This window comes from Stenotrophomonas maltophilia (genome assembly GCF_023518235.1).
Lineage (GTDB): Bacteria > Pseudomonadota > Gammaproteobacteria > Xanthomonadales > Xanthomonadaceae > Stenotrophomonas.
The window spans coordinates 647466-674008 of the sequence record NZ_CP090423.1; the positions used below are offsets into that span (position 1 = coordinate 647466).

18 protein-coding genes are annotated in these 26543 nt (G+C 67.7%); 9 read left to right on the forward strand and 9 right to left on the reverse strand.

Annotated features, from left to right (window positions below):
* Window positions 1-224: 224 nt before the first annotated feature.
* From LZ605_RS03260 to LZ605_RS03270, 3 genes are all read left to right on the forward strand, one after another.
* Window positions 225-6032, forward strand: coding sequence for an ESPR-type extended signal peptide-containing protein (locus LZ605_RS03260; protein ID WP_249843771.1), 5808 nt, complete (start codon window positions 225-227; stop codon window positions 6030-6032).
* A gap of 61 nt (window positions 6033-6093) precedes the next feature.
* Window positions 6094-6936 carry an OmpA family protein gene (locus LZ605_RS03265; RefSeq protein ID WP_249843772.1) on the forward strand — a complete coding sequence of 281 codons (843 nt, stop codon included), beginning with the start codon at window positions 6094-6096 and terminating at the stop codon, window positions 6934-6936.
* Between the two features lie 121 nt (window positions 6937-7057).
* On the forward strand, window positions 7058-7348 hold the full coding sequence (locus LZ605_RS03270; protein WP_057495982.1) for a DUF6959 family protein: 291 nt from the start codon (window positions 7058-7060) through the stop codon (window positions 7346-7348).
* 85 nt (window positions 7349-7433) lie between these two features.
* Here LZ605_RS03270 and LZ605_RS03275 read toward each other — a convergent pair whose 3' ends face one another.
* A complete protein-coding gene (locus LZ605_RS03275) occupies window positions 7434-8261 on the reverse strand; it encodes a class I SAM-dependent methyltransferase (RefSeq protein ID WP_249843773.1) in 828 nt (275 codons plus the stop codon).
* Window positions 8262-8324: 63 nt separating this feature from the next.
* Here LZ605_RS03275 and LZ605_RS03280 point away from each other — a divergent pair, with 63 nt between their 5' ends.
* Window positions 8325-8726, forward strand: a complete 402-nt coding sequence (locus tag LZ605_RS03280) for a MerR family transcriptional regulator (protein WP_249843774.1) — start codon at window positions 8325-8327, stop codon at window positions 8724-8726.
* A gap of 15 nt (window positions 8727-8741) precedes the next feature.
* On the opposite strand, the gene LZ605_RS03285 is transcribed toward LZ605_RS03280, so the two are convergent.
* The 3 genes from LZ605_RS03285 to LZ605_RS03295 form a co-directional block, all read right to left on the reverse strand.
* Window positions 8742-9458, reverse strand: coding sequence for an MgtC/SapB family protein (locus LZ605_RS03285; RefSeq protein WP_249843775.1), 717 nt, complete (start codon window positions 9456-9458; stop codon window positions 8742-8744).
* Between the two features lie 103 nt (window positions 9459-9561).
* Window positions 9562-11334, reverse strand: coding sequence for a chloride channel protein (locus LZ605_RS03290; RefSeq protein WP_249843776.1), 1773 nt, complete (start codon window positions 11332-11334; stop codon window positions 9562-9564).
* A 62-nt stretch (window positions 11335-11396) separates the two neighbouring features.
* Window positions 11397-13478, reverse strand: coding sequence for a TonB-dependent receptor family protein (locus LZ605_RS03295; RefSeq protein WP_249843777.1), 2082 nt, complete (start codon window positions 13476-13478; stop codon window positions 11397-11399).
* Between the two features lie 131 nt (window positions 13479-13609).
* Between LZ605_RS03295 and LZ605_RS03300 the strand changes: the two genes are divergently transcribed.
* Entirely contained in the window at window positions 13610-14530 is a 921-nt protein-coding gene (locus LZ605_RS03300; RefSeq protein WP_249843778.1) for a M14 family metallopeptidase, read from the forward strand.
* 101 nt (window positions 14531-14631) lie between these two features.
* Here LZ605_RS03300 and LZ605_RS03305 read toward each other — a convergent pair whose 3' ends face one another.
* A complete protein-coding gene (locus LZ605_RS03305; protein WP_249843779.1) occupies window positions 14632-15483 on the reverse strand; it encodes a LysR family transcriptional regulator in 852 nt (283 codons plus the stop codon).
* Window positions 15484-15643: 160 nt separating this feature from the next.
* On the opposite strand from LZ605_RS03305, the gene LZ605_RS03310 reads away from it, so the two are divergent.
* Window positions 15644-15997 carry an SMR family transporter gene (locus tag LZ605_RS03310; RefSeq protein WP_107230796.1) on the forward strand — a complete coding sequence of 118 codons (354 nt, stop codon included), beginning with the start codon at window positions 15644-15646 and terminating at the stop codon, window positions 15995-15997.
* On the forward strand, window positions 15997-16320 hold the full coding sequence (locus tag LZ605_RS03315) for a DMT family transporter (protein WP_005409978.1): 324 nt from the start codon (window positions 15997-15999) through the stop codon (window positions 16318-16320). The genes LZ605_RS03310 and LZ605_RS03315 overlap by 1 nt, the downstream gene beginning before the upstream one ends.
* A gap of 143 nt (window positions 16321-16463) precedes the next feature.
* Here the strand turns inward: LZ605_RS03315 and LZ605_RS03320 are convergent, their stop codons facing one another.
* From LZ605_RS03320 to LZ605_RS03330, 3 genes are all read right to left on the reverse strand, one after another.
* Complete coding sequence (locus LZ605_RS03320) at window positions 16464-19412, reverse strand: TonB-dependent receptor (protein ID WP_249843780.1); 2949 nt, start codon at window positions 19410-19412, stop codon at window positions 16464-16466.
* A gap of 68 nt (window positions 19413-19480) precedes the next feature.
* Window positions 19481-20425, reverse strand: coding sequence for a FecR family protein (locus LZ605_RS03325; protein WP_249843781.1), 945 nt, complete (start codon window positions 20423-20425; stop codon window positions 19481-19483).
* Window positions 20422-20940 carry a sigma-70 family RNA polymerase sigma factor gene (locus tag LZ605_RS03330; RefSeq protein ID WP_249843782.1) on the reverse strand — a complete coding sequence of 173 codons (519 nt, stop codon included), beginning with the start codon at window positions 20938-20940 and terminating at the stop codon, window positions 20422-20424. Before LZ605_RS03330 ends, LZ605_RS03325 begins: the two co-directional genes overlap by 4 nt.
* Before the next feature lie 148 nt (window positions 20941-21088).
* On the opposite strand from LZ605_RS03330, the gene LZ605_RS03335 reads away from it, so the two are divergent.
* Together LZ605_RS03335 and betT are read left to right on the forward strand one after the other, a co-directional pair.
* Window positions 21089-21469 carry a VOC family protein gene (locus LZ605_RS03335; RefSeq protein ID WP_107230791.1) on the forward strand — a complete coding sequence of 127 codons (381 nt, stop codon included), beginning with the start codon at window positions 21089-21091 and terminating at the stop codon, window positions 21467-21469.
* 145 nt (window positions 21470-21614) lie between these two features.
* A complete protein-coding gene (betT, locus tag LZ605_RS03340; protein WP_249843783.1) occupies window positions 21615-23594 on the forward strand; it encodes a choline BCCT transporter BetT in 1980 nt (659 codons plus the stop codon).
* Between the two features lie 142 nt (window positions 23595-23736).
* On the opposite strand, the gene LZ605_RS03345 is transcribed toward betT, so the two are convergent.
* Window positions 23737-26364 (reverse strand): TonB-dependent receptor, encoded by a 2628-nt coding sequence (locus LZ605_RS03345; RefSeq protein ID WP_249843784.1) that lies wholly within the window; start codon window positions 26362-26364, stop codon window positions 23737-23739.
* Window positions 26365-26543: the final 179 nt, after the last annotated feature.

The following is a 26543-nucleotide window of genomic DNA, read 5'->3' on the forward strand; positions in this document are numbered from 1 at the left end:
CAAGGGTTCCCGGCGGGTTTCTGCCGGAAATGCCCATGTGCTTGCCGATAGCGTTGCCGCTTCTGCATAACCGGCTGCCGATTCCGGCCGTGGATTTGCCGGAATGCGCGATTGCCGTGCCGGATTGAAGTGCGCGCCCGCCGTGACAACCGCTGAAATGTCAGTCACCTGCCTAACGGCAAGTCCACTGTCATTCCAGCTGTTCGTCTACGGGGGAAATGCTCATGAACCGCATCTACCGGCGTGTATGGAACCGCCAGCTCAATGCTCTGGTTGTGGCCTCGGAACTGGCCACCGGCGATAGCGGCGGCAGCGCCGCGCGTGATCCGCGCGCCTTCCTGCTGATGCCCACCACCCTGGCGCTGGCACTGCTGTGCGCGCTGGCCAGTGGGCACGCAGGCGCATCGGAAACCAATCAATCGTTGCGCGATCTACAGGCACTGGCCGCCAAGTACGCACAGCCGATGCCGGTCAAGATCGACGCGGAGGTGGCCTTGGCCGCCGCAGCCCGGCAGGCGCAGAGCAGCCCGGCGATCAGCGCCGATGCGCGTGTCGGCCTGCAGCTGAACACCGCTTCGTTGCCGGTGGTGCGCGACGTCCTGCCGGCCAGTGTGGAAGTGAAGCTGTCGGCGAACCCGGCACCGCGCCAGGTGCCGGTACCGGGCCTGGCCGCCGACGTGCGGGCCACTGTTGGCGTGGGGCGTGCGGTGGCTGCTTCGGCTGGCATCGACGCCTCGCTGAGCGCGAAGGCGGGCGTGGCCGCACGTGCTGGCGCCAAAGCAAAAATTGCCGGCAATCCCATCGCCACGCTCGACACCGGAGCCCAGGTCCGTGCCGACGTCGGCCGGCCTGCTGACGGTTCGCTATCCGGCGTGAAGGCGGCGGTCGGCGGCGACGCCGATGCGCGCCTGGCGTTGGCCGGGCACACGATCAGCGGACAGGGCCAGGCCAAGGCGGTGGTGGCCGCTGAGCTGCCGGCCAAGGAAGAACTGCCGGGTGAAACGCATGATCGCGCGATCCGTGCCGCCTTCGACACCGGCGTTGCCGGCAAGGTGCGCGTGCAGGCGCCGGACGGCCAGGAAGTGGTGGCTGATCGCAATCTCAAGCTGGCCGGGCAGGCCACCGTTGCCGCGCAGAACAGCGCGCTGGGCGTGGGTGGGTTGGTCAACGGCGGCGTAGAGGCCGTCGGCCATGCAGTCGGCGCAGTGGGCGGTGCCTTGAACGGCATGGTTGGTACCGTGGGTGGCGGCCTGGGCGGCACGCTCCACAACACAGTAGGCGCTGTTGGCAGCACTGTCGGTGCTGTGGGCGGCGCAGTGGGTGGCGCACTGAATGGCACCGTCGGCACCGTGGGTGGCGGCCTGGGCGGCACGCTCCATAACACAGTAGGCGCTGTTGGCAGCACTGTCGGTGCTGTGGGCGGCGCAGTGGGTGGCGCCTTGAACGGCACCGTCGGCACCGTGGGTGGTGCCGTGGGCGGCACGCTCAACAACACGGTCGGCGCTGTTGGCAGCACCGTCGGTGCTGTGGGCGGCGCAGTGGGCGGTGCACTGAATGGCACCGTCGGCACCGTGGGTGGTGCCGTGGGCGGTGCGCTCAACAACACGGTTGGCGCTGTTGGCAGCACTGTCGGTGCTGTGGGCGGCGCAGTGGGTGGCGCCTTGAACGGCACCGTCGGCACCGTGGGTGGTGCCGTGGGCGGCACGCTCAACAACACGGTTGGCGCTGTTGGCAGCACTGTCGGTGCTGTGGGCGGCGCAGTGGGTGGCGCCTTGAACGGCACCGTCGGCACCGTGGGTGGTGCCGTGGGCGGCACGCTCAACAACACGGTTGGCGCCGTTGGCAGCACCGTCGGTGCTGTCGGCGGCGCAGTGGGCGGTGCGCTCAACAACACGGTCGGCGCTGTTGGCAGCACTGTTGGTGCTGTCGGCGGCGCAGTGGGTGGCGCCTTGAACGGCACCGTCGGCACCGTGGGTGGTGCCGTGGGCGGCACGCTCAACAACACGGTTGGCGCCGTTGGCAGCACCGTCGGTGCTGTCGGCGGCGCAGTGGGCGGTGCGCTCAACAACACGGTCGGCGCTGTTGGCAGCACTGTTGGTGCTGTCGGCGGCGCAGTGGGTGGCGCCTTGAACGGCACCGTCGGCACCGTGGGTGGTGCCGTGGGCGGCACGCTCAACAACACGGTTGGCGCCGTTGGCAGCACCGTCGGTGCTGTCGGCGGCGCAGTCGGCGGCACAGTGGGCGGCGCACTGAACGGTACCGTCGGCACCGTGGGCGGTGCGGTGGGTGGCACGCTCAACAACACGGTCGGTGCGGTGGGTGGGGCCGTTGGCGGGACCTTGAACAACGCGGTCGGCACGGTCGGCACGACCGTCGGTAGCGTGCTCAACGGCACGACGGCCGGCGGCCTGGGCGGTCTGCTTGGCAACACCCTCGGCAATGTCGGCGGCGCCGTGGGCAATCTGCTCAACGGCAATCTCACCGGCACCGTCGGCAATCTCGGTAGTGCCGTGGGTGGCCTGGTCGGTGGCACGCTGAGCGGCCTTGGCCTGACCAAGCCCTCCGCGATCCCGCCCACCAGCCCGAAAGCCCCGGCTGCGGCCGACCCGAACGCGGGCCTGATCATCGGCACCGGTGGCCTGGTCGGCAATGTCGGCCAGCTGATCGGGCCGACCACGACCAGCCTGTTCGGCGGCAACGGCTATCTGAGCAACGGCAACCTCAAGCTGAGCAATGCCAACGTGATGCAGACCTACTCGACGGTCAACGTGCTGGGCCTGCCCGTGGTCAACCTGTCGCCGGTCGGCAGTACGCTCAATGGGTTGGGCGGCGCCGTCACCGGTGGCAGCTCGCACCTGACGCTGATCGGTGGTGTCACCTCCGACAGCTACATCTACAACATCAACAACGGCAATCCGGGTGGCCTGCTGGGCCTGCTGCTGCCTAAGGATTCGCCGGCCTGGGCCGCCAAGTGCCTGGATATCGCCCTGGCCGACATCTCCTGCTGGGCGGTCAACGCCGCGCAGGACTACCAGGTGCTGATGGGCGATGGCGCCTTCGCCAACGGCTCGAAGGAAGTGGTGATCGGCGCCAACGCACGCCACGAGCTGCCCAAGGTCGATGCCAACGTGGCCTTCCCCGGCGATGGCGTGAATGATCCGAGCAACCCGACCGGTGTGCCCACGGCCGACTATGCTGCGCGCATGGGCCATTCGGTGATCGTCGGCGACAGTGCCGTCGGCACCGCCAACGGCCAGACCCTGCTGGGTGCTGAGTCCACTTCCAACCAGGCCAATTCGGTTGCCCTGGGCTACCGTTCGGCGGCACTGCGCGGCGCACAGGCCAGCTACACCGCCTACGGCCTGACTGCTCCCCAGGTCTCCGCCGGTGAAGTGTCGGTGGGTACGGCCGGTGGCGGCGAACGCCAGATCACCAATGTTGCTGCCGGTAGCGCCAATACCGATGCAGTCAATGTGGTCCAGCTGAAGGGCGCGATCAGCCTCATCAACGATGTGGCGGCTGCAGCGGTGACCTACGACCTGGATGGCGCGGGTAATCCGAACTATCGCCGCGTCACGCTCGGCGCTGGTACCGGCACCACCACCATCGGCAACCTCGCTGCGGGTGCGGTAACCGCGGGCAGTCTGGAAGCCGTCAACGGAGGGCAGCTTGCGGCGACCAACACGGCCATCGCCAGCTTCTTCGGCGGCCGCGCTGCGTTCGATCCGGCCAGTGGTGCCTTCACCGCGCCGCTGTTCGAGATCAGCACGATCTCCACCACCGGTGCCATTGCCAAGGGGCTGTACGAAAACACCACCGATGCCTTCGCTGCGGTCGATGGCTCGCTGGTCAACCTCAATACGCAGATCACCGACATCCGCAACGGCGGCACCAAGTACCTGCGGGTGAATTCGACCGGTACCGAGGCACTGGCAACCGGCACCGATTCGATCGCGGTCGGCACCAATGCCCGCGCCACTGCCGCCAACAGCATCGCGGTCGGCGCCGGCAGCCTGGCTGACCGTGCCAACAGTGTCTCGCTCGGTGCAGCCGGTGCCGAACGCCAGGTCACCAACCTGGCCGCCGGTACCGCGGCCACCGATGCGGTCAACGTTGGCCAGTTGCAGGCCTCGGAGCAGGGCGCGCTGCGCTATGACCTCAATGGCGATGGCAGCGTCAACTACGCCAGCGCCACGCTGGGCCAGAGCGGAACGGCCACCACCCTGCGCAACCTCGGCCCGGGCCAGGTCAGCGCCACCAGCAGCGAAGCCATCAACGGTGCGCAGCTGTTCGCCGCCAACCAGGCCGTGGCCACCCACCTCGGCGGCGGCGCGGCGGTCAATGCCAGCGGCGTGCTGACCGCACCCACCTATACCCTCAACAACATCGCCGCCAACGGCAGTATCAGCCAGGGCAGCTACAACGACGTCGGCACCGCCTTTGATGCGGTGAGCAACTCGCTGGCCAACGTCGCCGACCAGACCGGCGAGATCGACAAGCTGGCGGTGAAGTACGACGTCGATGGCAGTGGCAACGTGATCAACAGTGTCTCGCTGAAGGGCACCGGCACCGGTGCGGTGAAGGTGACCAACGTCGCCGCCGGCAGCATCCTGGCCGGCAGCAGTGATGCGATCACCGGCGACCAGCTGTTCAGTACGAACAGCACCATTGCCAACTACTTCGGTGGCGACACGGCCTACAACGGCACCACCAACGTGTGGACCGCGCCGAAGTTCAGCATCTCCACCATTGCGACCGACGGTACCTTCAGCACCGGCGACTACAACAATGTCACCGCTGCCTTCACTGCGGTGGACGGCTCGCTGAGGGTGCTCAACCAGCGCATCACCAACGGTGGCACCAGTGCCTACCTGGCCGTGAACTCGACGGCTGCGGCGGCAACGGCCGCCGGCGCCGAAGCGGTGGCGGTGGGCCCGCAGGCCAGCGCCGCCGGCGCCAACAGCGTGGCTGTCGGCAACGGTGCCAGCAGCAGCGCCGGCAACAGTGTCGCGCTGGGTGCCGGCTCGGTGGCCAGCGTGGGCGCGCAGAGCGGCTACACCGCCGCCTATGGCCAGGCCGGTGCCAGCAACTCGGCCGGCGAAGTGTCGGTGGGCAGCACCGGCAGCGAGCGCAAGATCACTCATGTGGCCGATGGTTCCGATGACCACGATGCCACCAACGTCGGCCAGCTGAAGAATGGCGTGAACTACGCCATCGACCAGTCCAAGTCCTATACCGACCAGAAGATCCAGAACATCACCAACGTGGCCGGCAGCTTCCGCGCCAACAACACCAACAACCTGGCCGATCCATCCGCCAGCGGTGCCAACTCGGCCGCCGGTGGTGCAGGTTCCACCGCAGCCGGAGCCAACTCGACCGCGCTGGGCAATGGCTCGCAGGCGCAGGCCGACAACTCGGTGGCGCTGGGTGCAGGCTCCGTCGCCAACCGGGCCAACACGGTCTCGGTCGGTGCCAGCGGGGCCGAGCGCCAGGTGGTCAACGTGGCCGATGGCAGCCAGGCGACCGACGCGGTCAACGTGCGCCAGCTGCAGGCATCGCAGCAGGGCACCATCCGCTACGACACCACCGTCAACGGTGCTACCAACTACAACAGCGTCACCCTGGGCAGCACCAACAGCGGCCCGACCACGGTGCGCAACGTCGCCGCCGGCACCGCGGGCACCGACGCGGTCAACGTGGACCAGCTGAAGTCGGGCATGGCGCAGACCCTGGACTGGTCGAAGGCTTACACCGACGAGCGCATGGGCGGCTTCGAGCGCGACCTGCGCAAGACCGACAACCGTGCCTCGGCCGGTATCGCCTCGGCGATGGCCACTGCAGCGCTGCCGCAGCCCAGCGAAGCGGGTCGCAGCATGGCCTCGATCGCGGCCGGCAGCTACAACGGTGAGTCCGGTGTCGCGCTGGGTATCTCGGGTGTCTCCGAGGGCGGGCGCTGGATCTACAAGTTCAGTGGCTCGACCAACAGCCGCGGCGAGGCCGGTGTGGCCGTCGGTGCCGGCATCCAGTGGTGATCCCCGCCGCCGGGCCGCAGAGGCGGCCCGGCATCGCGGAAACGTCTACAGGGGGAATGACATGAATCAGCATCGCATCGCCTGCGCCGGCCAGCTCGCCGCCGCGCTGGGCCTGGTACTGGGAATCGGCCTGCTGGCCGCCTGCCGCAGCCACGCACCGGTAGCCGACGGTCCGGCCGAAGCCACCGCCGTGCACTTCCCGGAGGCATCGAAGGCCTCGCTGAAGGAGGGCATCTATCCGGACGTTGCCGACCTGCGCCGTTTCGCGCCGGGCATGAGCAAGCGCCAGCTGTACACCTTGTTGGGGACGCCGCATTTCAATGAAGGCATGTGGGGCGTGCGCGAGTGGAATTACCTGTTCAACTTCCGCACGGCGCAAGGCGCGGAGTACTTCACCTGCCAGTTCCAGGTGCGCTTCGACAGCAAGGGCATTGCCCAGGGCGGCTACTGGAAGCCCGAATCGTGCGCCGCCGTGCTCGAGCCGCCGCGGCCCCCGGCGCCGCCTCCGCCGCCTCCGGCGCCGCTGCCGGAGCAGCCCCTGCGCCTGTCTGCCGATGCGTTGTTCGGCTTCGACAGCGCGGTGCTGAGCAGCGAAGGGCAGCAGGCCGTGCAGGGCATCCTGGCGCAGGTGCGTGAGGCCAGCCAGGTGCAGTCCATCCGCGTGACTGGCTATACCGATCGCATCGGCAGTGCCAGCTACAACCAGGCGTTGTCACTGCGCCGCGCCGAGGCGGTACGCAGCGCCCTGGTACAAGGCGGGGTGCCGGCCGCAAGCATCAGCGCCGAAGGCCGTGGCGCGGCCGACCCGATGGTGCAATGCGCGCAGCGCAACCGCCGCGAGCTGATTGCCTGCCTGGCGCCGAACCGGCGGGTGCAGATTGCTGGGGTCGCGCAGCCTCGTTGACGTCCTGTGCCGGGGCAGTGCCCCGGCATCCCGAGTCCCCCTGAATCGCCGGCAGGACGTGGCAACGTCTCCCCCGTCTTCCACGCCTGCCGGCGGCTCAGGTTTTCATACGGTGCACGCCATGAACGCCCAATTCCTGCCCCTTGCCATGAAGACGGAAACGACGCTGAGCGTGTACGGCCAACTCGGCAACCATGCGGTGGTGCGCATTCCCGGGCGGCGCCTGCCAGGGCTGATCCTGCAGGCCGATACCGTGGCCGGGTTCCTCGCCCAGCTGCAGGAGGCGCAGGCCTGCCTGCGCAGCGGACGCGCGCAACGCACCGATGCCGAGCTGGACATGCTGATCGACGTGCTGCAGCAGTGGTACGCGCTGATCGAATCGCGCCTGGCCGACGCCGGCGAAGCGCTGTAGCACAAAAAGGGGACGGAGGGGATCAAGTCGTTCTCGGCGCAGTTGGGCCATCAACGACTTAATCCCCTCCGTCCCCTTTTTCGTGTCAGGCGCGCGCGCGTATCAACCAGCAGGCGGCGTCCACGCGCACGCGGTCGCCCTCGATGAACGGTGCGAATGCCGCCAGAGCCTGGTCGCGCAGCGCGGCGGTCTCCGCTTCGGGCAGTGCCCGCAGCGCCAGGCCCACCGGGCCCAGCTGGCCGACGTAGGCCGGCAGATCGTCGCGCGCCATCGAGCACGGTACCTCCACCGCCACCACTTCCGCCTGCTTCCAGCCAGACACCTGAAGCAGGTGCCGCACGCGCTGGCCATCGGCAAAGGCGAACTGCCCCGGCGCGCCCGCCATCCGTGGCGGCAGCGCCAGTGCATTGCCCACCGCGCGCTCGGCGGTGGTCATGAACGGGTTTTCGTCGGCGCCGCGCCAGGCGATGAAACGCAGGCCGGCGCCGGGCCGTGCGGCGCGATGCAGGTTGCTGAAGGCTGCGGCGGTGTCCTCGAAGAACATCACACCCAGCCGTGACTGGATCCAGTCGAAGTGCGCGGACGGCAACGGGTGCCGCTCGGCATCTGCCACGATGAAGTCTGCCTCCAGCCCGGCTCTGTCCGCACGCTGCCGGGCCAGCGCCAGCATGGGTGCGGAGATGTCCAGGCCGGTGCAGTGGGCAGACGGGCGGGCAGTGGCCGCGGCCAGCAGGCTGGCACCGGTACCGCAGCCGACATCCAGCAGGTGCGTGACGGTCTGCGGCAACTCGGCGGCGAGCAGGTCGGCCATCGGTTGGAACAGGCCATCAAGAATGGACTGCTGGGTGACCCAGACCTGGCCTCCTGGGCCGTTCCACAGGGCGTTCTGATCAACAGGGGATGTACGGGTCATGGCCTTGTCTCTGCAGGAACTTGCCCATAGCTTGGCGGTTCAAGGCGACTTGAGGTCAAGCCCATGCGTGAACTGGATATCGGCGAGGTGGTACGCCGTAGCGGCGTACCGGCCTCGACCTTGCGCTACTACGAACAGCTGGGATTGCTGCAGACTCTGGGTCGTCGTGGCCTGCGCCGGCAATACGACGAGCAGGTGCTGGAACGGCTGGCGCTGATCGGCCTGGGCCAGGCGGCCGGACTGTCGTTGCAGCAGATCGGGCTGTCGTTGCCTCAGCAGGGTTGCATCACCCTGGATCGCGAGGCACTGCTGGCGCAGGCCGAGGTGCTGCAGCGACAGATCACCCAGCTGCAACGGGTGCGCCGGCACCTGCAGCGCGCTGCCGCTTGCCCGCAGGCAGAGGATGCCCGGAAGTGCGGTTCGTTCCGGAAACTGCTGCGCGTGCAGCAGCGTATGGGTGGATGAACCACCGTAACCCCCTCAATCCCGGGTGCTGACTTCCCAGTTCGCATGCAGCACGCCCGGTACCTGTTCCATTCGCGCCAGCACCACGTCCAGCTCCTCGGCACTGACGGCCGTGCTGACCAGCACCGCGATCACGTCGGTAGGCGCATCGGCATGCTCGACCACCTGCACATCGCCGACCGGGTACTGCGCCGCTTCGAGTGCGTCGACCAGACGCTCGCGCACCCGCGGCACGGCCTCGGCGTCCACGCTGAGACGGACTTCATAGGTGGCTTCGGTGGCAGCTTCATTGATCGGAATGCGGTTGATCGCATTCACCAGCGGTCGCAGCAGGGTGTTTCCAGCGATGACCAGCACGGTGAGCAGCACGCCCTCGGCCAACATGTCCGCACCAGTACAGCTGCCTACCGCCGCCGAACACCACAACGTGGCGGCGGTGTTCAGGCCGCGCACGTTCATGCCTTCCTTCATGATCACGCCGGCGCCGAGGAAGCCGACACCGGAGACCACGTAGGAGATCACCCGCACTGCTTCGGCGCTGCCGGCAATGCGCATGCCCAGGTCGACGAAGGCGGCGGCGCCCACCGCCACCAGCACGTTGGTGCGCAGCCCAGCGGTGCGCTGCCGGTACTGGCGTTCGGCGCCGATCAGCGTGCCCAGCACGAAGGCAGCCAGCAGGCTGACCACGGTATCGGCGAAGGGGCCGGCCTGGAAGGTTTCAATGAAGCGCATGGCCCGGAGTCTACTCCGCCGACGTGACAGTAGATCCACGCCACGCGTGGATATAGGGATGCGCCAGAAACGACTTAATCACCTCCGTCCCCTTTTTTCGGGGTCAGTCGGTGTCCTCGACGCGCTCGCCCATCAGCTCCCGTTGGCGCTTGTCCAGTTCCTCGGCGTAGCGCTTGCGCACGAAGGCTTCGGAGACCACGCCGAGCACCTCGCCGTCGGCGCCGACCACGGCCAGTTCGTCGGCCTGGGTCTGGTCGAAGCGCTGCATCACGCTGACCACGTCGGAGGAGGGCGCCAGCGAGATATCGCGGTTCTGCGCCAGTTCCCCGATCGGTGTGTCGGGCTTCACGCCGTCACCATAGGCATGCGGAACCTGCACGATTCCCGCGTAGTGGCCTTCGCCGTCGATCAGGACCACCCGGGTTCCGGAGCCCAGGGGAAAGCGCTGGCGGAACGCGCTGGTATCGAGGTCGGAAGGGGCGGTGGCCACGCCCTTGCGCATCAGCCGGCCGGCATTGAGGTTCTGCACCCAACCGACATCGCGGGCGCTCTTGATGGTTTCACCGCGCAGGTGCATGCGCCAGGTCGAGAACGAATAACCGAACCATTGCCGAACCAGCGTGCTGGAGACCATCACCGCGCTCATCACCACGCTGGTCAGCAGGAAGTCGTGGGTGCCTTCCAGCACCAGCATGGCCATGGTCATCGGTGCACCGACCACGGCCGCCGCCAGTGCGGCCATGCCGGCAAGTGCGGCCGAGGTGGCATCGACCACCGGCACGCCGGCGGCCATGCCCAGCAGGCCGGCGAACAGCGCGCCCACCAGCGTGCCCATGAACAGCGAGGCGAAGAACAGGCCGCCGCGGAAGCCGAAGCCCAGCGAGATGCCCGAGGCCAGGCACTTCAGGGTCAGCAGGCCGCCGATCCAGATCAGCGGCAGGTGCGTGGTCAGGTCCAGGTGCAGCGCGCCGTGCCCGGACGACAGCACCTGCGGGCTGGCCAGCGCCAATGGAATCAGCAGCAGGCCACCGACCACCGGCCGTCCCCACGCGGGCAGGGGACTGCGCTTCACGGTGCCTTCAATCGAGGCGATCAGCCGCATGATGGCGATGCCGACCATTGCGCAGCAGCAGCCGAGCAGGCCGTAGATGGCGTAGTCGGCGGCGCGTACATCGATGGTCGAGGCGGCGGGCAGCAGGTAGGCCTCGATGCCGGCCTGGTCGGCCACGAAGGCGCCGGCCAGCGCGGCGACCGCCACCGGCGCCAGCGCAGCGGGGGTGTAGGCGCCGATGACGATCTCGAACGCATAGAACGCGCCCGCCAGCGGCGCACCGAAGGCAGCGGCAATGGCACCGGCGGCACCGGCACCGACCAGGATGCGCACGTCGTTGCGGCGCAGGCGCATCACCCGGCCCAGTTGCGAGCCGCTGCCGGCGCCCATCTGCGTGTATGACGCCTCCAGGCCGACCGACGCGCCACAGCCGTTGGACAGCAGGGTCTGGGTCAGCACGATCAGGTTGTCGCGCATCGACATGCGGCCACCGTGCAGCGCGTTGGCTTCCACCGCATCGAGCAGGGGGCGCTTGAGCCGTGTCGCCGCCATGCTGACCAGGCCCACCAGCAGGCCGCCCAGCGGCAGCACCAGCAGCGCGGTCCAGGTCAGCGAGGGCAGCGAGCTCAGGCGCATGCCGTCGTCCAGCCCATACAGAGCGCCTTGCAGCCAGCGTGCGATGCCCGACTGCAACAGGGTCAGGTAGCCGGCGATCAGCCCGACCAGCAGTGCCAGCGCGATGAACCACAGGTCACTGCCGCGCAGGCGCAGGCGCAGGCCCTGGAAGGCCAGATGCAGGCGCGATGGCGAAACGGGCGAAGACATGGTGGCGGCATGATACGCCGCCACCGTGAGCGCCACCGTCACCGCATCGGGCGGCTACCTGCTCAGAAGCGGTAGCGGCCCTGCACGTAGAAGGTGCGCGGCGCGGCCACCATGCGGCCGGCGTTGCCATCGACGTTGCGGGTGTACCAGCGCTTGTCGGCCAGGTTGTTCACGCCCAGTGCGACTTCGCTGTCGCCCAGCCCCGGCACCTGCCAGGCCACCTGTGCATTCCACAGGCGCACGCCGGGCACGCGGCCCACGCGCGCATCGGCAGTTTCGTCCCAGGTGTTGGCGGCATCGGAGAACTGGCCGCTCTGGTGGGTGCTGGAGACGTTGAAGGTCCAGCCGGCCATCGCGTAGCGGGCGCCGACGCTGTCGGTGTCCCGCGAATAGAACGGCACGTCCAGGCCACGGTTGTCACCGGACTGCTGGATCGCCTTGGTCCAGGTGTAGTTGGCGTACAGCTCCAGCCCGGCCAGCGCGCTGTCCTGCGCGAAGTGGTACTCCAGAGCACTCTCCACGCCCTTGTGGTCGGTGGCACCGATGTTCTGGAAGGTCGGCGGGGTGATGCCCGGCACCTGCAGGATCTGGTTGTCGAAGCGCATCTTGAACACGGTCACTTCCGCGCGCAGCGCGCCATCCTGCCAGCGCGCACCCAGTTCGGTGGTCTTGGCCACTTCCGGGTTCAGCGGGTTGCTGGCGCTCTGCGAATTGAGCTGGATGTTCTGTACCGGACCGAACGAGGTGGTGTAGCTGCCGAACACGGTCAGCTGCGGGGTCAGCAGGTAGGCGACGTTGAGCGAGGGCAGGGCCTTGTCGTTGCGGCTGCTGAAGGTGGCCGTGCCGCCGGACTGGCGACGGTCCATGTTGATCCATTCCATGCGCACGCCGGGCGTGATCCGCCACTGGCCGATCGCAATGCGATCGTCGATGTAGAACGAGTGTGCGTCGGTGGCGTTGTCGAAGCGGGTGGTGGCACTGGCCGCGCCGGTGCGGCGGCTGACGGTGTAGCTGCGGTCGTTGCCGCGCTCGCGCAGGAAGCGGTAGCCGGCAGTGATGTCATGCACCGTGCTGCCCCAGTGCAGGCGCTGGGTGTAGCGCGGCTCGATGCCGAGTACGCGGTAGTCGCGCGGCTGCACGGTCAGCTGGGTGTTGGCGGCGTTGATCAGCGAGCTGGCGCGGGTGCTTTCGTTGTAATAGGCCAGCACCTCGAACTCGCTGTTGGCCGACAACGTGTTGGTGTAGCCCAGATCGATGCCGGTGCGGTGGCCCTTCCAGAAGTCGGTCGGACGGGTGTTCTGGAACGGATCGGCCTCGTACTGGGCGCGGGTCAGGCCGCCCGGGGTCAACGAGCGAACGTCGTAGTAGGACAGCTTGGCGCGCAGCTCCTGCTGTTCGTCGATGGCGTAGGCGAACTTCAGCGCCAGATCGTTGAAGCGGTCATCGCTGCCCTGGCGCCAGCCGCGGCCATCCTGGCCGGAGTAGAGCAGGGCGGCGCCCAGCCCGTTGTCGCCGGTGCCGCCGAGGAAGGCGTTGTACTGGGTGCTGTCACCGCCGCCGTGGTCGTAGGCGGTGTAACGCACGCCGGCTTCGCCGTGCAGGCCGGCCTCGGTGGGAATGGCACGGGTGCTGAAGTTGATGATGCCGCCCACGTTCTGCGGGCCGTAGCGCACCGCGCCGCCGCCGCGTACGACGTCGATCGACTCGATGTTGGACAGGCTGGTCGGCGCGAACGACAGCTGCGGTTGGCCATACGGCGCCACCGCCAGCGGCACGCCATCGAGCAGCACGGTCGAGCGCGGCGAGTAGCGGCCGGTGAGGCCGCGCACGCCGATGTTCAGCGACACCGAGCTGCCGGCGGTGCCGGAGTTGTCGGTGACCTGCACGCCGGGGATGCGGCGCATGGCATCGCCGAGGCTGGCCGCGCCGCTGGCCTCGATGCGCTGGCGGTCGACCACGGTGCGCGCGCCGGCGAAGCTCTTGACGCTGTCATGCAGGCCGGTGCCCAGCCAGCTGCCGGAAACCTGGATGCTGTCCAGCGTGGTGGCGCTGTCCTGGGCGAAGGCGGTGGCGGCCGGCAGCAGACACAGGGCGAGAGCGGCGGCCAGTGGCAGGCGGGCCGGTTGCGGGGCGTGGGTGGGCATCGGTGCAGGTCGTGGAAGGTCGTAAATGAGAATTATTGCTGATTCCATTCGCCAATGGAATGCGCCACCGGTTCACGCTGTTACCCCGGTGGTAGAGTGGGCGATTGCTCCCAGACCCGTTGAGATCCGCCATGTCCCAAGCTGCCTTCTACCCCGTCGGAACTCCTGGCCAGCCGTGGGGAGCGGCGGAACGGGAGGCGTGGCGGGGCCGCCAGCAGCGCCTGCGTCGCTACGACGAGGAGGTGCTGCCGCGCATCGAGGCGCTGGCCTCGCGCTTTGACAAGGTGGCCTATGGCCAGCTCGACTACGCTGGCGAGACCTACACCCTGTTCGCCCTGCGCAGCCGCGACTGGAACCCGGCGTTGCCGGCCGCGCTGGTCACCGGCGGCGTGCATGGGTATGAAACCAGCGGCGTGATGGGCGCGCTGGAGTTCCTTGAAAAGCATGCCACCGACTATGCCGGCAAGGCCAACCTGCTGGTGGCGCCGTGCGTGAACCCGTGGGGTTTTGAGCGCATCAATCGCTGGAACTTCGATGCGATCGACCCGAACCGCAACTTCCGTGCCGACGGCCCGGCCCGCGAATCGACCGCCGTCATCGACCTGATCGCGCCGTACAAGGGCCAGTTTGTGCTGCATATCGACCTGCACGAAACCACCGACAGTGACGAGAGCGAGTTCCGCCCGGCGCTGGCGGCGCGCGACGGCAAGCCGTTCGAACCGGGCCTGATTCCCGATGGCTTCTACCTGGTGGACGACAGCGAGAACCCGCAGCCGGCCTTCCAGCAGGCGGTGATCGCCGCGGTGGAAAAGGTGACCCATATCGCCCCGGCCGACGACAAGGGCGAGATCATCGGTTCGCCGGTGGTGGCCCACGGCGTGATCGAGTACCCGCTGGTGGAGCTGGGCCTGTGTGCCGGCATTACCGGTGCAACGTACACCACCACCACCGAGGTCTACCCGGACAGCCCGCGCGCTACCCCGCAGCAGTGCAACGACGCGCAGGTGGCGGCGGTGTGCGCGTCGCTGGACTACGCGCTGGCCCTTGGCTGATCGGTAGTGCCGGCCGCTGGCCGGCAACCAAAAAAAGGGGACGGAGGGGATTAAGTCGTTTGTGCCACAAACGACTTAATCCCCTCCGTCCCTTTTTCGTGTCACCCCAATGCGTCGGTCCACCACAGCGCCGCCGGCCCCGGCGGCGTGTCGCGGCGCCACAACAGGTCGCTGTGGATGCGCCGTGGCCAGCCGGGCAGCGTCAGTTCCACCAGCTGCCCGCGGTCGTAGCGCTGTACCAGCGCGCGTGGCAGCTCGGCCCAGCCGATGCCGTCCTCGGCCATCTCCATCACCATCAGGTAATCAGTGGCGGTCCAGGCCAGCCCGGTAACCGGGCGCGCAGGGTCGACCTCCGCGCTCAACCGCACCTGCCGGTGCCGTGCCAGCTGGGCAGCCGCGCGCTGGCCGGCGTCGGCCAGCGGATGGCCGCGCGCCACATACACGGACAGTTCGCTGTGATGGGCCAACGGCCGTGCCACCAGGGCGTCCGGATAGCGTTCCTGTCGCGGCAACAGGCCCAGCGCGGCGCGGCCGTTGCCGACCAGTTCCAGCACGTCATCGCCTTCGGCATCCAGCCATTCCAGTTCGATTTCCGGGAACGCCTCGGCAAAGCGCTGCAACACATGCTGCGCCGGATCGAGCTGGTACACATCGGAGAACGCCACGGTCAGCCGCGCTTCGACCGGCGCCGCCAGCCGCACGCTCAACTGCTGCAGCCGTGCATCGGCGGCGAGGATTTCCTGTGCGTGGCCGAGCACCTGGCGCCCGGCTTCGGTCAGCTGCGGGTAGCGTCCGCTGCGGTCGAACAGGCTCACGCCCAGGTCGGCCTCCAGGTGGGCGATGGCGGTGCTGACCGTCGACTGGGTCTTGCGCAGGCGGCGTGCCGCTGCCGAGAACGAGCCCAGCGCGGCCGCTTCGACGAACGCCTGCAGGGATTCAGGGGAATAGGGCATTGATCCATCGCTCCTGTCGATGGAATCCATTTTTAATCGACCGTAAAAGGCGATGATAATGGCCGCCGTCGCCCCTGTCAGCGGGGCGTTCCGGATCATCCACGCATGGCGTGGATCTACTGATGGCGGGGCGCGGTCCCCGTCCCGCAAGGAGTTTCACATGCCCCGTACTGTTCCCGCCCGTGGCGCGCTGGTCGCCTGGGCCTGCCTGACCGTGGCGATCGTCGCCGAAGTGGTCGGCACCTCGTTCATGGCCCATGCCGCCCGCGACGGCGGCTGGACCGGCTACCTGATCATGGCCGGCGCGTTGGCACTGTCCTACTACTTCCTGGCCCTGTCGGTGCGCCGCATCGCGGTCGGTGTCGCTTACGCAGTGTGGGAAGGCCTGGGCCTGACCCTGTTGACCGTGGTTGGCCTGACCGTGTTCGGCGAGAGCCTGTCGCTGCAGCAGCTGGCTGGCCTGGTGCTGGCGGTGGTCGGCATCGTCTGTGTCACCCTCGGGGAGGCGCACTGATGAATACCCTCGCCCTGTTCTTCGTGATCTGTTCTGCGCTGATCGACGTCGCCGCCAACATGATGGTGGCCAAGTCGGAGGGGTTCCGCCGCTGGCGCTGGGGTGTCGGCGCGATCGTCATGGTCTGGATCGCCTTCGCCCTGCTGGGCCAGGCGGTGCGCTACATGGACCTGGCCACTGCGTATGCGATGTGGGGTGCGATCGGCGTGATCGGTACCGCCACCTGCGGTCGCCTGCTGTTCGGCAACCGCCTGCGCCCGATCGGCTGGGTCGGCATCGCGCTGGTCACCGTGGCGGTGCTTCTGCTGAGTACTGCGAAGTGACAGCTTCGCTGTCCCAACCAAGGTTGGCATCTACACGTGCTGAGGCGCTGTGCCAACCCGGGTTGCTACCTGCCAGAGCGTGAGCCGCCACTTGCAGGCGCCCCGGGGATGATCTCCCCGGGGCGTTGCCGTTTCCGACGGACTCAGAAGCGTGCGGTGAAATTCAGTCGCGTGGTGCGCCCCGGGCCGGGCATCAGGCTCATCGCCAGCGTGTCCATGTAGTAGGTGTTGCGCAGGTTGTTGACCACCAGTTCCACCTCGGCCTTCGGAGTGAACTGCCAGCGCGCGTAAAAGTCGTAGATCGCGGTGGGGAGGTAGATGTTCTGCAACCCGGTCGAGCCGGTGGTGTTCCAGGGCTTGTCCAGTTCATGGGTGGGGCCGCTGTTGTAGGTGCGGCGGATGCCGGTATCCAGCCGCCTGTGGAACAGGCGGAAGCCCAATGTGCTGTGGATCGAGTACTTCGGCGGATTCTGCGCGTTGACGAACGAAGTACCGAAGCCGCCATCCACGCAGTCAGGGGTGGTGTCCAGCTTGCTCCACTTCGCATAGGGGTCTTCGCGCAGGCGCTTGGCGGTGGCCGCATCGCAGGTGCGCGCACGCTGGTAGTAGCCGGCCGACAGGTCCAGGTAGGCGATGCCGGCGTCATAGCCGGATTGCAGCTCGTAGCCCGACACCGTGTAGTTGTCGACGTTGTCGACGTAGAAGGCCCAGTTGCTGGAATCGAAGCGGCGGGTGATCGCGTTGTCGATATCGTTCTTGAACCAGGCCACCTTGAACGCCAGGCGGTCGCCATCGCGCCACAGGTCCTGCTTGAGCAGGCTGAAGCCGATGTCCCAGGAACGGTTCTTCTCCGGCTTCAGGTCGGCCACCGGTGCCGAGGTGCTGTTGCCCAGCGTCGATTCGAACAGGCTGGGCATCTTCCAGCCCTGCGCGTACTTCACGTAGAAGAACATGTCCGCATCGAGGTTGAAGCGGGCCTCGGCATACGGCGCGAAGCCGTGGCCGGAACGGCGGATCGCCGGCTTGTAGCCCCAGGCGGTGGGAATCTGCTTGGTGTAGAAGCCGTTGGCGCCGCGCGGGTCGGCAATGAAACCATCAAAGTCGTAGCTCTGGCCCAGCGTGCTGTCGCCGTAGGGCGTGGCCCGCAGCGAGTCGTAGGTGTAGTTGCCCTGTGCATCCGGGTACCACTCCTTGTACCAGCCGGGCAGCAGCTGCCCGCCCTTGCTCAGGCGCGCGAAGGTGTAGCGCAGGTCGCGCGATTCACTGACGAAGGCAACGCGGTTGCGGTCACGGGTGCGGTAGTCGATGAAGCGGCCGCCAGCGGTCAGCGACAGCCAGTCCCACGGTTGCCACTGCAGCGAGGCGACAACGCTGGCCTCGCGGCGCGTGCCCGAGCGCAGGTAGCGGTTGTTGTTGTAGTCCACCGGCAGCACCGGCGAGTTCGGTGCGGTGTCCTCGTGCTGGAAGGCCGCGCCATAGCGCAGCGTCCAGTCGCCCAGGCGGTTGTTGAAGCGGGTGGTGTTGCTGCTGTCCACGCCCCAGCGCCGGGTTTTCACGTCTGACTGCAGGCCGGGGCCATAGGTCTCGCCCAGCGTGTCCGGCATCTGGTCGTTGGGTACGTCCTTGAACAGCGGCGTGTTGGCGATGTTGCTGTTGAACATGCGGCTGGTGGCGGTGGTGAACCACAGCGTGCTGCTCAGATCCAGCCACGGGTGTGCTTCAGGCCGGTAGCGGTGGCGCAGCGAGGTGGCATTGAGCCGCATCTTCCCGGGCTCGAACTGGAACATGGTGTTGGCCTTGTCCACGTAGGTCACCCATTCGTTGGACTCGCCGACACGGCCGATCGCCGACGGCATGATCTCGCCGAAGCTGGAGTTGAAGTAGCGGTGGCTCAGCTCCAGGCGCTGGTCGGGGTTGGGCGTCCAGGTGAACTTCAGCAGCGCCGATTCGTTGTCGGTATGCGTGTTGAGCACCTCGTCGCCCGGGTGGTACATGTCCGAGACCGCCTGGCTGGACATGCCGGTGCCGCCGCTGGACAGGTGCTGGTCGTCGTAGCGATGGGCGCCGTTGCTGCCGGCGAAGTAGTTGCCCTGGCGGCGCCGCGCGTAGGCGGCCACCAGCTGCCAGTCCTCACCGCGCTGGGCCAAGGCCACGCTGCCGTTCCAGTCGCGCGGGTCGCGCAGGCTGTTGCGGTTGTCGCTGCCGCGCGCGATCTGCTTGAACGTGCGGGTGCGGTCGATGCTGTTGTCGGCCACGCCACCACGCACGCGCAGGCCCCAGGCCTGACCGTCGTCGAGGATGTCATCGGCGTTCAGCGTTTCCATGTAGACCACGCCGCCGATCGCGCTGGCGGCGTTGGCGGCCAGGCTTGGTCCCTTCTCGATGCTGACCGAGCTGATCAGGTCCGGGTCGAGGTAGCTGCGCTGCTGCACGCCGGCATAGCCGCGATAGACGTCGATGGCCTGCTGGCCACCGTCGATGATCACCGGCACCCGGTTCTGGCCCTGCAGGCCGCGGATGTTCACGTCCAGTGCGCCGCCATTGCGCACGTCGGCGGTATGCACGCCCACGGCGCCGGCCAGCACATCGCCGATCGACTGGCCGCGGAAGCGCTCCAGCTGCTGGCGGTCCAGGTGCACGCGCGAGCCGCTGTCGCGGAAGACCGCGTCGGCATCGGCCAGGCCCCACGGTGAGGCGCCTTCGCTGGCCTGGCCGGCCACGCGCAGGGTGCCGATCTGGCGCACGCCGGCGTCGGCGGCAGGTGCGGTCCGCAGCACTACACCGCTGGCATCACGTTGAAAGGTCAGGCCGGTGCCCGCCAGCAGCTGCGCGAGGGCGGCATCGGTGCCCAGCGTGGCGTGCACGCCGTTGCTGTGGCGGCCACGGGTCAGGCGCGCATCGGCGGCAATCGGCAGGCCAGACTGCTGGCCGAATGCGGTCAGCGCCTGGTCGAGCGGGCCTGCTGGAATCTGCCAGCGCAGCGTCGCTGCGGAATTCTGCGCAAAGGCGGTGGCGGGCAGCAGGCAGGGACTGGCCAGGGCCAGGCACAGCGCAATGGCCAGGGGGCGAGGGGAGGGGCAGGGCAGTTTCATGGGGGCGGCAACGTCCGCAATGGGTTCCCCTGTACTGCCCGGTGAGCGCGCAAAAGGGGAACCGCGCATCAACGCGGATGCACGACGGTCCACCACGGCCAGCGCTGTTCGATGCGGATCGGCAGCGCACGCGTCAGCAACTGCAGGGCCTGTGCGCTGTGCAGTCGCGGCAGCACAGCAGTGACCTTCAGCGCTGCGACAGCGGGATCGCAGCCGAGGTAGCCGCGATGGTGGCGGGCCAGCTCTTCGACGACGCGGACCAGCCGAGTGTCCTGCACCTGCAGGCGACCGTCCTGCCAATCGCCGCGCAGCGGATCGGGCTCGACCGTTGCAAGTCCGCCCATCGGGCCGATCTGCACGGCGCTGCCGGCGGGTACATCCCGTGCCGCACTGAACTGCGGCAGGCAGCGCACCACGCCTTCAAACACATCCAGGCGGCTGCCCTGGGCCTCGCGGCCTACCGCGAGACGGGTGCCGATCGGCTGCAGGCGGGCGCCGGGCACGTGCACGGTCAATGGCAGGCCGTCGAAGGCAGCTGCGTGACCGGTCAGCAACAGTAACTCGCCTCGCAGCAGATGCACGGCGCGCTGGCCGTCGCCCATGCGGATCGCCACTTCGCTGCCGGCGTTGAGCCACAGCTGGCTGCCGTCGGCCAGCGTCCAGTGCCCGGTGCGGCCGGCGCCGGTGCGCTGCGTGTGCACGCTACGCTGAAGGTGCAGCGCGTGCAGGCCGAGCAGCGAAACGGCGCCGATGCCGAGTGCACCGCCGAGACCGCGCAGTGCCTGCCGACGCCGATGGCCAGCGGTGCCCAGCGCCTTTGCGGCGGCGGGGGCCGACAGCGGTGCGAACGACTGCCAGACCAACTCGACCCGGTGCCAAGCGTGGGCGTGGCTCGCATCGGCGTGCAGCCAGGCCTGCCAGCGCTGTTGCTCGTATTCGTTCCATCCGTGCTCGCGCAGTGCGAACCACTCGGCGGCCTGTTCCAGCGCGGGGCTGGCCAATGCCGTGCTCATGCGGCGGCATCGCCGGACAGGCGCAGGCAATGCAGCATCGCCTGCGCCATGTACTTCTTGACCATCCGTTCGGACACGCCCAGCTGCTGGCCAATCTCGGCATAGCCGAGGCCGGACAGGCGCGCCAGCAGGAAGGCGCGACGAGGGCGTTCGGCCAGCCCCGCCAGCATGTCGGCGATGGCGTGCAGCAGCTGCAGCGCCTGCGTCCGTTCCTCTGCCGAAGGGTGCACCGGCTCGGGTTGGGCAGCCAGCGCGGCCAGATAGGCGCGCTCCAGATCCGCGCGCTGCCAATGGTTGACCAGCAGGGCGTGGGCGATGGTGCTGAGGTAGGCGCGTGGCAGCCGCAGCTGCCCCGGGTCAACGCAGCGGCTGAGCAGGCGCAGGAAGGTGTCCTGGGTCAGGTCGGCGGCACACTCGGCGTTATGGGTGCGGCGTCGCAGCCAGCCGAGCAGCCAGCCATGATGTTCGCGGTAGAACCCCGCCAGCGCGGCGCTGGAGGCGGCGGGCACAGCCATCGGCTTCGGTCATTAATGAGAATGATTCCCATTATAGAGTGATCGGGCGGCACTCGACAAACGTTGCGCAGCGCGCAGTGGGGTGGCGGGCCCATTTGCGATGCCCGGCGGGCTCGCCGACACTGCGGTTTTCCGCAGGGAGTGCCACATGTTCAGCCACGTTACCGTTGGGACCAACAACATGGATGTCGCGCATCGCTTCTACGATGCGCTGTTCACCGCGCTGGGCGCACGCCCGGGTGTGTTCGACGACAAGGGGCGCCTGGTCTATTTCAAGGACGGCCGCATGTTCATCGTCACCGCGCCGATTGATGGTCAGCCGGCGTGCCACGCCAACGGCGGCACCATCGGCTTCACCCTGGACAGCGCCGAGGCCGTGCGTGGCTGGCAGGACGCTGGCGTGGCGCAGGGCGGCACTGCCATCGAAGATCCGGCCGGTATCCGCAACATGGCCGGCCGCCAGCTGTTCCTGGCCTACCTGCGCGATCCCGATGGCAACAAGCTGTGCGCGGTGCATGTGATGTCGTGACGCGCAGCGGGCAGGCGCCGCGCGCGTGATAGCACGAAACCACGCGCGCCGGCCGTGACAGCAGGCCGCAACTTCATGCTCTGTCCACTGCGGTTCAGCCAGAATCGGTCGGCTAATTCCTTGATCTACCGGAGAACGCCGCCCCATGGATGTACTGGAGCCGCAACAATCCCCGGTGCGCACCCTTCGGCCTGTGTTCGCCTTCGCGGCGATCGTTGTCGTGGCGTTCGCGCTGTTCGTCAGCCTGTTCCCACTGGGGGCAGGCCGCCTTCTGCTCAAGGCACAGGACTGGGCCGCCCTGAATGTCGGCTGGTATTACCTGCTGGCGATGACCCTGTACCTGGTGTTCGTGGTCGGCGTGGCGCTGTCCAAGTACGGCGGCATCAAGCTCGGCGCCGACCATGACGAACCGGAGTTCAGTTACCTCTCCTGGGCCGGCATGCTGTTCGCGGCGGGCATCAGCATCACCCTGTTCTTCTTCTGTGTTTCCGAACCACTGACCCATTACCTGCAGCCGCCGCAGGGCGATCCGGCGGCAGGCGAGGCCGGTGCGCGCCAGGCCATGCAGCTGCTGTTCCTGCACTGGGGCCTGCATGGCTGGGGCGTGTTCGCACTGGCGGCGATGGCCATGGCCTATTTCGCCTACCGCCACAACCTGCCGCTGGCATTGCGTTCGGCGCTGTATCCGCTGATCGGCAAACGCATCAATGGGCCGATCGGCTACACCGTGGATGCATTGGGCATTGTCGCCACCGTGTTCGGCATCGGCGCCGACATGGGCTTTGGCGTGCTGCACCTCAACGCTGGCCTGTCGCACCTGTTCAACGTGCCGCACTCCAACCTGGTGCAGATCCTCCTGGTGGTGGCAATGATGGGCGCCGCCGTGGCGGTCGCGGTGTCCGGCGTAGAGAAGGGCGTGCGCTGGATGGCCAACATCAACATGCTGCTGGCGATCGCGCTGGTGCTGTTCATGTTGTTCGCCGGGCCGACGCAGTACCTGTTCAGCACCTTGATGCAGAACCTGGGCGACTACCTGGGCAGCGTGGTCGGCAAGAGTTTCGACGTGTACGCCTACGGCGGCCGGCCGGAATGGCTGGGCGGCTGGACGGTGTTCTACTGGGCCTGGTGGATCGGCTGGGCGCCGTTTGTGGGCCTGTTCATCGCGCGCATCTCGCGCGGCCGCACCATCCGCGAATTCGTGTTCGGCGTGCTGCTGATCCCGCTCGGCTTCACCCTGGCGTGGCTGTCGATCTTCGGTAACAGTGCGCTGGACCAGGTGCTGCACCACGGCCAGCAGCAGCTGGCGCAGCTGGCCGTGGATGATCCACCGACGGTGCTGTACGCATTGCTGGACGGCTATCCGTGGAGCCGTGCGGTGATCACGGTGACAGTGCTGGTCAGCTTCATCTTCTTCGTGACATCAGCCGACTCCGGTGCCGTGGTGCTGTCTACGTTGTCGTCGCATGGCGGGGCGCCGGAGGACGATGGCCCACGCTGGCTGCGCGTGTTCTGGGGCACGGTGATCGCGGTGCTGACCGCAGGCCTGTTGCTGGCCGGCAGCATCGACGCACTGAAATCGGCGGTGGTGCTGGCCTCACTGCCGTTCTCGGCGATCCTGCTGCTGATGATGTGGGGCCTGACCCGCGCCTTCAGCGACGAGTCGCACCGCAAGCGCGCGTTGCAGTACCGCCCATCACCGTTGATCGGTGACGATCGCCACCACCAGGGCTGGCGCCAGCGCCTGAGCCAGGCCATGCATTTCCCGGTACGCGACCAGGTCTACCGTTTCATGGACGACACGGTGAAGCCGGCGATGGAGGCGGTGGCCGAGCAGCTGCGCGGGCAGGGCTGGGATGTGGCCACGCGTTTCGAAGCGGGCGACATGGAGCTGTCGGTCAATCACGGTGAGCAGCAGGACTTCCTGTACCGGGTGATCCTCAGCGGCTACCTAACCCCGTCGTTCGCCGCACAGCAGCTGCGCAACCAGCGCTATTACCGCGCCGAAGTGCACCTGTATGAAGGCAGCCAGGATTACGACCTGGTGGGGTACAGCCGCAAGCAGATCATCAACGACATCATCAGCCAGTACGAACGGCACCTGCAGTTCCTGCACCTGAGCCGGTGATGCGGCCGGTGCGGACCGTGGGTCCGCACCGACCTGTAGAGCCGAGCCCATGCTCGGCTGGACTTCCGGAGCCAAGCAGCCGAGCATGGGCTCGGCTCTGCAGCAACGGCCGTCGAGCAAGCTCGACGCTACGGGTGGCCGATCAGAACCGGTAGCGCGCGCCCAGCGAGACGAACTGCCCGCGCAGGTTGTATTGGCTGATGTCGAAACCATTGGAACCACCAGCCGGGTCGAACGGCGGATCCTTGTCGGTCAGGTTCAGCACCGACAGCGACAGCGTGGTGTTGGCAACGCCTTCGTAGGCCACGTACAGGTCCAGCTGGTGATACGGCTTGACGCGGTCGCGCAGGCCCGGGTTGCTGGTCGCCGTCGCTACGCGCTGGTCGTAGCCGCTCACGTACTGCAGGCTCAGCGTGCTGCTCCAGTCGCCAGCCGCCCAGTTCAGCGACGTGGTACCGCGAGTGCGGGGCAGCGCCCCGTGGCGGTTGTTGCCGGCGCCATCATACGGTGCCTGCCCGGCCACCAGCGGCTGCTTGAAGCTGAGCAGGTGGGTCCAGCTGCCGGCCACGGTGAAGTTGCCCCAGCCGTCGGTGCGGAAGGTGCGGCTGGCGTCCAGGTCCAGGCCGGAGGTGGTCAGCTCCCCCTGGTTGGCGTACTGGTTGGTGATGAACTGGATGCGGCCCTGCGCGTCACGCTGCACCCGGCCCGGGAACAGGGACGGGTTGTCGACGATGAACTGCGCGCTGTCCGGCTTGACCAGGTTGTCCTGCTCGATGCGGTACCAGTCCAGGCCGATGCTGGTATCGCCATTGGGCGACCACACTGCACCCACGTTGAAGTTGCGCGAGCGCTCGGCCTTCAGGTCGGGGTTGCCGGTGCGGATGTTGGTCACGCCGCGGCTGCCGCCCGGTTGCAGCGGATCCAGCGGATCGATCACCGAGCCATAGCTGACGGTCTGGCCCGGCGCGATCTCCGGCAGTGACGGCGCGCGGAAACCGCGCGAGAACGAGCCGCGCAGCAACAGGCTGTCCAGCGGCTGCCAGCGCAGCGCCACCTTGGGCGAGAAGGCCTTGCCGAAGTCATCGTAGTGATCGCCGCGACCGGCCACCTGCAATTCCAGGGTGCGATGCAGCGGCACGCTCAGTTCGGCGTAGGCGGCGCTGACCTGGCGCTCGCCGTTGACCACGTTGATCGCAGGGCGTAGTTCAGTGCCCGAAAGCACCTGGGCACTGGTGCGCGCGTCCAGCGATTCCTTGCGGAACTCAGCGCCCCAGGCGAAGCCAACCGCACCGGCCGGCAGCTCCCACAACGAGGTCGAAGCCTTTACGTTCAGCGAGTGCAACCTGTACCAGCCCGGACGCTTGGTCTGCAGGCGCAGTGCATCCAGTGCCCCAGGCGTGCTGGACGGGTTGAGGAAGTTGTAGCTGCCGTCGCGCAGGATCTGCTCGAACGCATAGCGATTGACAAAGTTGTCGACGTACTCGCGCTGCGCGCTCTGCGAGGTCAGCGCGGCCACTTCCCAGTCCCAGCGCTCGCCACTGCCGCGCACGCCGGCCAGGGCGCGGTAGAACACCTGGGTGTTGTCCTTCAGGCGCGGGCCGAGGTCGAAGAAGGTGTACTCGAACGGCAGCGGCGCGATGCCCGGATTGTCGGGATGGCCGACCGGCAGCACCGCCGGCACGTCGATCAGCGTGCCGGTGGCCGGGTTGTACGCGCGCAGGCCGGGGCCGACGGTCAGCGGCGCACTGAAGATCTGGTCGGCCTTGTTGTGGCTGTACAGCACATCGGCGAAGGCCTCGACGCTGTCATTGAAGCGGTAGGTCGCACTCAATGACGCCTGCAGGCGCTCGGCGCCGGGCTGCAGGGTCTTGAATGGCTGCGCGTTGAAGGCGCAGGCCTGTCCGGGCAGGGTGCTGCCGAAGTCGCTGTACGGGCGCAGCTGGCTGCCATCGGGGCAGTTGGCGAACGGTTGCGGCGCGCGCGGGTTGGACAGCCAGTTGCCACCGGCGGTGGACCAGCCGGCCAGGCGGCCACCGGGCTTGTCGCGGAAATCGCCGCTGCGGGTGTAGGCGCGCTGGTCGGCGTCGAGGCGGTCTCGCTTGAGCAGGTCCAGCCCGAACAGCACGTTCCAGCCCTGTTGTTCGAGGTCACCGAAGCCGGCCAGCAGGTTGGCCTTGCGTTCGTCCAGGCCGCCCTGGGTGGCAGTACCGAAGCCGCCGCCGACCTCCACGCCCTGGAAGTTCCTGCGCAGGATGATGTTGATGACGCCAGCAATGGCGTCGGAGCCGTACACCGCCGAGGCGCCGTCCTTCAGCACTTCAATGCGTTCGACCGCGCTGATCGGCAGTGCGTTGAGGTCAACGAAAGTGTCCTGGGTGTTGAGCGCGAAGCCGAAGTTGGACACGCGGTAGCCGTTGACCAGCACCAGCGTGTTCTTCGGCGACAGGCCGCGCAGGCCGATCGAGGCCGAGCCGGCGGCGAAACTGCCGGTGTACTGCTCGTCGAAACTGTTGCCGGCATTGGCCGACAGGTTGCGCAGCACGTCGGTGAGGGTGGAGCGGCCGGTCTGTTCGATCTGTTCACGGCTGACGATCTGTACCGGGTTGGGCCCGGCGGTATCGCTGCGCTTGATGTTGGAGCCGGTCACCAGCACGGCGCCAAGGGTGGTGCTGTCTTTGCCGGACTCGGCGGTTTCAGCGGCGCCGGCAGCGCCAGCGGTGAGGCTCAGCGCGATGGCGCCGGCAAGCAGGTTCAGGGTGGTGCGGTACATGGAAGCGACAGCGCCGAACGGGGAAGGAGCCCCCAGTACCGCATGCGAGCGCCTGCGCCCTCCAATGACGAAAGCGCATTCAGTTATACATCACAGGTTCTTAACGAGCCGGCTCGGTGGGCGCGGACCGTGGGTCCGCACTCCTCCTGGGGGTCAGATCCCTTTCCAACGGAAAGGGA

What these genes read in the sequence shown, in the direction of transcription:
- LZ605_RS03260 (WP_249843771.1), top strand. Translation starts at nt 225, where the DNA reads ATGAACCGCATCTACCGGCGTGTATGGAACCGCCAGCTCAATGCTCTG.
- LZ605_RS03265 (WP_249843772.1), top strand. Translation starts at nt 6,094, where the DNA reads ATGAATCAGCATCGCATCGCCTGCGCCGGCCAGCTCGCCGCCGCGCTG.
- LZ605_RS03270 (WP_057495982.1), top strand. Translation starts at nt 7,058, where the DNA reads ATGAACGCCCAATTCCTGCCCCTTGCCATGAAGACGGAAACGACGCTG.
- LZ605_RS03275 (WP_249843773.1), bottom strand. Translation starts at nt 8,261, where the DNA reads ATGACCCGTACATCCCCTGTTGATCAGAACGCCCTGTGGAACGGCCCA.
- LZ605_RS03280 (WP_249843774.1), top strand. Translation starts at nt 8,325, where the DNA reads ATGCGTGAACTGGATATCGGCGAGGTGGTACGCCGTAGCGGCGTACCG.
- LZ605_RS03285 (WP_249843775.1), bottom strand. Translation starts at nt 9,458, where the DNA reads ATGCGCTTCATTGAAACCTTCCAGGCCGGCCCCTTCGCCGATACCGTG.
- LZ605_RS03290 (WP_249843776.1), bottom strand. Translation starts at nt 11,334, where the DNA reads ATGTCTTCGCCCGTTTCGCCATCGCGCCTGCATCTGGCCTTCCAGGGC.
- LZ605_RS03295 (WP_249843777.1), bottom strand. Translation starts at nt 13,478, where the DNA reads ATGCCCACCCACGCCCCGCAACCGGCCCGCCTGCCACTGGCCGCCGCT.
- LZ605_RS03300 (WP_249843778.1), top strand. Translation starts at nt 13,610, where the DNA reads ATGTCCCAAGCTGCCTTCTACCCCGTCGGAACTCCTGGCCAGCCGTGG.
- LZ605_RS03305 (WP_249843779.1), bottom strand. Translation starts at nt 15,483, where the DNA reads ATGCCCTATTCCCCTGAATCCCTGCAGGCGTTCGTCGAAGCGGCCGCG.
- LZ605_RS03310 (WP_107230796.1), top strand. Translation starts at nt 15,644, where the DNA reads ATGCCCCGTACTGTTCCCGCCCGTGGCGCGCTGGTCGCCTGGGCCTGC.
- LZ605_RS03315 (WP_005409978.1), top strand. Translation starts at nt 15,997, where the DNA reads ATGAATACCCTCGCCCTGTTCTTCGTGATCTGTTCTGCGCTGATCGAC.
- LZ605_RS03320 (WP_249843780.1), bottom strand. Translation starts at nt 19,412, where the DNA reads ATGAAACTGCCCTGCCCCTCCCCTCGCCCCCTGGCCATTGCGCTGTGC.
- LZ605_RS03325 (WP_249843781.1), bottom strand. Translation starts at nt 20,425, where the DNA reads ATGAGCACGGCATTGGCCAGCCCCGCGCTGGAACAGGCCGCCGAGTGG.
- LZ605_RS03330 (WP_249843782.1), bottom strand. Translation starts at nt 20,940, where the DNA reads ATGGCTGTGCCCGCCGCCTCCAGCGCCGCGCTGGCGGGGTTCTACCGC.
- LZ605_RS03335 (WP_107230791.1), top strand. Translation starts at nt 21,089, where the DNA reads ATGTTCAGCCACGTTACCGTTGGGACCAACAACATGGATGTCGCGCAT.
- betT (WP_249843783.1), top strand. Translation starts at nt 21,615, where the DNA reads ATGGATGTACTGGAGCCGCAACAATCCCCGGTGCGCACCCTTCGGCCT.
- LZ605_RS03345 (WP_249843784.1), bottom strand. Translation starts at nt 26,364, where the DNA reads ATGTACCGCACCACCCTGAACCTGCTTGCCGGCGCCATCGCGCTGAGC.